Origin of the sequence: Chroococcidiopsis sp. (assembly GCF_051657925.1) — a bacterium.
GTDB lineage: Bacteria > Cyanobacteriota > Cyanobacteriia > Cyanobacteriales > Chroococcidiopsidaceae > Chroococcidiopsis.
Map to the genome: position 1 here is coordinate 1 of NZ_JBOFLP010000264.1, position 6,226 is coordinate 6,226.

Annotated in this window: 6 protein-coding genes; 1 reads left to right on the forward strand and 5 read right to left on the reverse strand. The window is 44.0% G+C overall.

All coding sequences use genetic code 11. The features are described from left to right. The 4 genes from ACRC32_RS22030 to xth form a co-directional block, all read right to left on the reverse strand. A partial coding sequence (locus ACRC32_RS22030) for a TonB-dependent receptor plug domain-containing protein (RefSeq protein ID WP_438555986.1) occupies nt 1-1,219 on the reverse strand: 1,219 nt, incomplete at its 3' end. 283 nt (nt 1,220-1,502) lie between these two features. Then, nucleotides 1,503-2,372: a TonB family protein gene (locus tag ACRC32_RS22035; protein ID WP_438555981.1), complete on the reverse strand. Its 870-nt coding sequence runs from the start codon at nt 2,370-2,372 to the stop codon at nt 1,503-1,505. Between the two features lie 191 nt (nt 2,373-2,563). Further along, nucleotides 2,564-3,085 (reverse strand): hypothetical protein, encoded by a 522-nt coding sequence (locus ACRC32_RS22040; protein ID WP_438555982.1) that lies wholly within the window; start codon nt 3,083-3,085, stop codon nt 2,564-2,566. A gap of 202 nt (nt 3,086-3,287) precedes the next feature. Continuing rightward, nucleotides 3,288-4,091 carry an exodeoxyribonuclease III gene (gene xth / locus ACRC32_RS22045; protein WP_438555983.1) on the reverse strand — a complete coding sequence of 268 codons (804 nt, stop codon included), beginning with the start codon at nt 4,089-4,091 and terminating at the stop codon, nt 3,288-3,290. Nucleotides 4,092-4,954: 863 nt separating this feature from the next. On the opposite strand from xth, the gene ACRC32_RS22050 reads away from it, so the two are divergent. Continuing rightward, on the forward strand, nt 4,955-5,212 hold the full coding sequence (locus ACRC32_RS22050) for a DUF1816 domain-containing protein (protein ID WP_438555984.1): 258 nt from the start codon (nt 4,955-4,957) through the stop codon (nt 5,210-5,212). Between the two features lie 33 nt (nt 5,213-5,245). On the opposite strand, the gene ACRC32_RS22055 is transcribed toward ACRC32_RS22050, so the two are convergent. Beyond that, nucleotides 5,246-5,941 (reverse strand): cation diffusion facilitator family transporter, encoded by a 696-nt coding sequence (locus tag ACRC32_RS22055; protein WP_438555985.1) that lies wholly within the window; start codon nt 5,939-5,941, stop codon nt 5,246-5,248. Nucleotides 5,942-6,226 lie beyond the last annotated feature (285 nt).

The window sequence follows — 6,226 nt, forward strand, 5'->3', positions numbered from 1 at the left end:
CTCTGTAGCTCTGCGTGTCATTGAAACGATTAAATGTAAATTGCAAGCGTTGCTCGTCAGTTAGATCTATCCCGACTTTCCCTAAAGCATTGATAGTAGTGCTGTTGCTAGCATCGTAGTCGAAAATCGGAATGCGATCGCCTTCAGCATCAAACCAATCGCCAGTGGTTGTCAAGCCAAGATTGAGAATGTAATCAACATTGCCCTCAGTACCAGAAATTCCCTGTTGAAAGTTATAGCCAAAACTATCTGATGGGTGGGTAGTAGAAAAATTAGTTCTAATCTCAGTAGTAGAAGTAAATTCCTCTTGCGGTATGCGAGTAATGAAGTTGATGACCCCACCACTTGCCCCTTCACCATAGATAGCAGAAGGACCCCGCACCACTTCAATTCGTTCGAGCGCTCCTGGATCAATCGTTCTTAAATCTCTACCAAAGCCTGTAGTAAAGTTACTACTGACAGGCACGCCGTCAATCAAAATTAAAGGATTACGTCCCCGCAACGTTGGCGCATAGTACTGCTGTCTGGGTGGTGTTAGACCAGGAACGAGTTTGCTGAGGATCTCACCTAAATCTCTACTATTCGCCGTCTGTTTCTCGATTTGTTCGCGGTTAATTACCGTTACGCTACGAGGTACATCCTCGATCTGTTCTTCCGTTCGAGTGGCTGAAACGACTATTTCCTGTTCTTCCCCTGCTGTTGATGTTTCTGGTGCTGGAGGAGTAGCTTCTGGTTGCGGAGGTTGAGCCGTTGTTTCTGGAGTTTCTGCTGCTGGAGGAGTTGCCGTTGCTGGGGGTGTGGATGATGGTTGAGTGACAGTAGTTGCAGATGTAGTTGCACTCAAAACCAAACCCTTTTCGCTTTGTCGTACCCGTACTTTCGGTAACTCTGTCTCACCTGTCACAACAATACGGAGACTATTAGCTCCAGCCTCGCTAACTGTCACCGCCGCAATACCCTTTACAGGGTTTATTTGTCGCAGATTCTTTCTATCTAAAATTTGTAATTGAGTATTGACAACATTAGCAACAAAAGTTTTACCAAAACTAGATGTAAAAACCTGCGGCGACTCGTCATCCGTCGTTTTTAATACAATCTCTGTTCCTGATGCTGTCGGTTGAATTTCTACAGCAGTTACCTTGACTATATCAGCCTTTACTGGCTGTGACGTAATAGTCAAAACAATTCCAGCCAGTCCCACACAACTGACCAAATGCATTTTATTCACGATATTTCCTCACGCAAAGCTACAGTAATTCGATACAGCTCAGGCGCAAGCTACATGCTGAACTACTGACTTATCAATCTATCTTCAACTAGGAAATTTTATCATTATTAATGCAAATTAATAGCATTAAATTTTAAGTATTTCACAACTGCTATGAAAACAAGTATTTTTTTATACGAAACTTCAAAATTAGGAGATTTGAAAGTCTAAACTCGATCGCATATGCGATCGAGTCTACATGCAACATCAACACCAATCTTAGTTAACGCCAATCTTAATTGAGGACGAAACGAACTCTCAGCACGACACGTCTCTCTCTTTTGAGATCGTTATATTTCCAACGCGATACCTGCTTGAGTGCTGCTGCATCTAGGTCTTCATCACCACTAGACTGCACTAATTGGACGTTGCTAACATTCCCATCTCGATCGACATAGAAAGCAACTTTGGGAACCCCCTCAACTCCTCTCCTCCTGGCACTGGCTGGATACTTAGGCTCAGGACAACGACGACAGGTGAGAGTGTTAGAACCTTCGGAATCACCCGTTTCGCTTCGCGGTTGCCTGACAGTTCTCGGTCCTGTTGCTACGGGAGTTCTACCAGTACCCGTACTAGGACTGGGAGCTACAGCGGGTGCTTGAGGATTGCCCGTACCAGTTAATACTTTTTCTGGCACTGCCCTAGAATTCCTCAGATCCGATAACTTACTTCTCAATTGCGGATCGGGAGTTGCTACTGGTGCTGGGACAGGTGCGGGCTTCGGCGTAACAGCCTTTGGCGGCGGAGTCACAGCGCGCGGTACGGGCTTGGGTGTAGCCTTAACAACTTTTGGGGGGGGCGACTGGCGTACTACTCGTTGAGGCTGTCTGACTCTGGGCTGTTGTACCCGCCGTGGCTGCGGTTTTGGTTTTGGTGGTTCTGGTTTTGGTTCTGGCTTCTTGACCTCCGGTTTTTTAGGAGGATCGACGACAACAACTTCTATAGGTTTTGGCTGGGTGAAATTCCTTTGCCATAATTTATCAATACCTGCGTATAGCAGACCGACGTGCAAAGCTATGGAACCAACCAAGCTACAAGCTAAAAGAGTCTTCAGCGATCGCGCTTCTTTCTCTCGCTGCTGGATAGCAATGTTATCAGAACCCATAGAAAATAGTTGCTAACAATTTTCATTAACTCTCGTTAGATTATGATGTTACGTTCCCCGTGTCAAGAGGAAATCAGTTGTCAGTTATCAGTTAACAGGGAGCAGGGAGCAGTAATCAGTGACCAGTGACCAGTGACCAGTTGTCAGTCAACAAATGACCAATGTTGAATGACCAATGACAAATGACGCATTCATTTCAATAAGTCTGCATCGCCTGGTTTTGGTTGAGAAAAGGTTGGTGGTTGTTGGTTGGTGGTTGGTGGTGGTTGGTTGGTAGTGGGAGGTGTGGAGGTTTTGGGAGTAAAGACATTAACTAGACTCTGTACCAAAGCATCCCGTTGCGTGCGATTGAGGCGGTTAATTGCAGCGCGATCGCCTTCTAGGGGATTTTGATGTAAGGTTTTTGCCCCTGGATACGTAGTGTCTTGAATGAGTTCGTTTGCCCCTAAATAATCTGCTAGGGTCAATTTCCAATCTAGCCGGTAGTTGGGCGCTCGACCTTTGACATAAACGTGATACTCAATTAAGCGGTTGACAAGAGTGCTATCTGGATTGACTTTTCCTGACTCTCTACTCACATATTTATTCTCGAGTGGAAGATTGGGGAGTTGTTTGTAAACTGGCTTCCAAGCGTCGCGGATGTCGGCTGCGGGTGGTTGTTGGGCAATTGCTGGTAAACTCAGAGCGATCGCGGTTAGAGTGGCAATTATCATCGCGATCGCTTCCTTAGTCTTATAGATCCCCCTCAATCCCCTTTGAAAAGGGGGACTTTGAGTTCCATTCTCCCCTTTTTTAATCAGAGGGGCTAGAGAAAATCCAGTTCCCCCCTTCTTAAGGGGGGTCAGGGGGGAGCTAATTTCCTCCTTGTGAAGGGGGAGGGGGGAGCTAAAACGTAAAAAGCTGAATCTCATATTGCTAAAATTCAACAACAACTGGTGTATGGTCGCTAGGCTTAGGTAGCTTCCGCGGTGCGGGATCGATCCAACACGCGATCGCCTGCTGGTACAATTCTGGCGATAAGTATAGATGATCGATCCGCCAACCTAAATTGCGGCGGAATGCTGCGGTGCGATAGTCCCACCAGCTATAGTGTCCGCCTTCTGTGATAAATTTGCGAAAGGCATCAGCAAACCCTAGTGCTAAAATCTCCTGCAAGGCTTGACGTTCTAGTTCTGATGCCATAATTTGACCTGTCAGCTTGTCTGGATCGTGCAGATCTCGCTCGTCGGGAGCAATATTAAAATCACCGCAAACGCACATCGCCGGAGAAACGAGCAATTGCGATCGCAAATATTCCCGCAGGACTTTCAACCACCCTAACTTATAATCATATTTTTCACTGCCCACTGCCGCACCATTAGGGACGTAAAGATTGACGATGCGGACGCGATCGAGCGTACCTGCAATAACTCGCTTCTGTTCGTCTAAAGCTGCGAGTAACTCAGCTTCTACAATACCGCTCTCTCCTAACAGTGGTGCAAACCCAGTACTCATGTCTTGTAACGGCTGTTGGCTGAGGATAGCAACGCCGTTATAGGACTTTTGCCCAGAAGTGTATACATAATAACCTAGATGCTCGAAGGGCGATCGCGGAAAATCTGCATCTACTACTTTGGTTTCTTGTAAACACAGTACATCTACTGGAGTTTGTCTTAACCAATCTATCACCTGCTCTAGGCGGGTACGAACCGAGTTCACATTCCAAGTGGCAATTTTCATGTATTAGGAGTCATAAGGGCAGATTATCCGTACTGCCTGTAGCCAGTACAAGTATCTCATTGTTAAAATACGCCCGTACAGGAGTCAGGAGAAAAGAAGAATTTAGAATTTACAATCATATTCCCCTGAAAGAGCTTCTCTTGCTTTTCTTAATGACATATCTACTTACCAAAATGCAAATCGTGAATTATATGAATCGTTAATAAGCTAAACATCAATGCTAAAATCCGAACATGAATAATTGCTATTTTATAATAATGAGATGAATAAATTCTGGGGTCACCTAGCACAGTAATCGCGTTTTTTGGATTGCCGATCGCAGTAGGTTTAGCAGTTAAAAACACTTTATGTTTTTCCTTCCTACGATAGAAACCACATTTAAGTAAAGTAACTACAATATTTATCCAATATGAGATTGAGAGCCGAAGCAAATAAGTATTTACTAGGTTTAGGGTAGAGCAGAAGGCTAATTACTGGATAGAAATCATCATCGTAAAGTCTCGCTACATTTATTGTGAAACCTTCCAAGCCCATCATGGAGTAAAGCAGCTTATCCAGGCTACGTTGAACCACTTTAGAAGAGCTTCTCTTGCTTTTCTTAATTACAACCCTATTTACTAAAATGGAGAAGATGAATTATATTAATCGTTGTCACCTTAAATATCAACATCAAAACTTACATGTCAAAAGTTGGTATTATTTAGCAGTTGTCTGAAAAAGTCTGTTGTTTCATAGTACAAAAGCCGCCTTTTTTTGTATTCTCGATCGCAATAGACTTAGCAGTTAGAATATCTTTATGCTTTCCTCCTTCTTACGAAAGAAGCCACACATAAGAACTGAAGCCACTAAAACATTCATTCAATATGAGATTAATAGACCAGATTAAACAAGTATTTGCTGGGTTTTGGGTAGCACCAGAAACTGAGTGGTGGGTAGAAATTATCACCACAAAGCCTAGCTGCACTTACTATTTTGGACCTTTCTCAACCCACGATGAAGCAAAAGCAGCTTATCCAGGCTACGTTGAAGACCTTGATGGTGAAGGCGCGCAAGGAATTGCAATTGTGATTAAGCGCTGTCAACCAACAGATTTAACCATTTGTGACGAAGAGGAAATATAGGGTAACTAGACAGTTGGGAGCCAATCGCTGTCGCTATTCAAGGCTCACTTTGTTACGAATTGAAGTGAGACTTTGAATAATTAAAGGAATGGCGCTAACAAAGATCGAACTGGATACAAATAAACCAACTGCGCCATCTACCCATAACCAATGCATGAGCCAGATTGCGATCGCTGCTACAATTACGCCGATCGAACTAATTAAATCTGCCAAAATATGTAGAAAAGCACCTCGGACATTGAGATCGTGATGGCTGCTGTCGTGCAGTAAAAAGACATTAAACCCATTGACTCCCAAACCTACCCCAGCAGTCACCAACATGGGTAAACTGAGGATCTCTGTCGGTGGAGACTGGAGGCGAGAGACAGATTCAATTGCAATCCAAACTGCGATCGCTACCAGTCCCAAACCATTGAGTACAGCGGCGATAGCTTCGACCCGCATATGGGCAAAATTTTCTCCTCTAGCTGCTTGTCGCTGTACGAACCACGCTGCTAGCAGTGACAAAGCCAAAGCAAAGCTATCTGACAGCAAATGACCGGATTCAGCTTGTAAAGCTAAACTATGACTCCAATAGCCCACCCCAAATTCAATTGCGGCAAAACTGGCGATCGCGATGAGCGCCGTCCATAATAATTTAATTTTGCGATCGTAGTTGCTCAGTGTATGACAAGTGCAGCCGTGGATACCATCATGAGAATGACCATCATGAGAATGAGAATTAAGCATAGAGGATTGGCGAACTATAACTTGCGTATAATTTGTGAATTGTAATTTGTAATTAGTATTTTGTAATTAGTAATTCTATGTAGATGAGCTGTAGGGGCATACAGATGTACGTCCCTACGAATTGACTTTGTCTAAATTGCTGACTTGAATTACTGAGTCGGAAACAACTGCTTGGGAATCGTTCCGTGAATCCCTTTAACAATATCTACTACCTGAGAAACATCAAAATCAATTGTCGCACTACCTAGCATCAAGGCATCTTGTTTTGTCATGCCATACTTCTCA

Coding starts and splice junctions, on each gene's coding strand:
- ACRC32_RS22035 (WP_438555981.1), bottom strand. CDS start 2,372: ATGGGTTCTGATAACATTGCTATCCAGCAGCGAGAGAAAGAAGCGCGA.
- ACRC32_RS22040 (WP_438555982.1), bottom strand. CDS start 3,085: ATGATAATTGCCACTCTAACCGCGATCGCTCTGAGTTTACCAGCAATT.
- xth (WP_438555983.1), bottom strand. CDS start 4,091: ATGAAAATTGCCACTTGGAATGTGAACTCGGTTCGTACCCGCCTAGAG.
- ACRC32_RS22050 (WP_438555984.1), top strand. CDS start 4,955: ATGAGATTAATAGACCAGATTAAACAAGTATTTGCTGGGTTTTGGGTA.
- ACRC32_RS22055 (WP_438555985.1), bottom strand. CDS start 5,941: ATGCTTAATTCTCATTCTCATGATGGTCATTCTCATGATGGTATCCAC.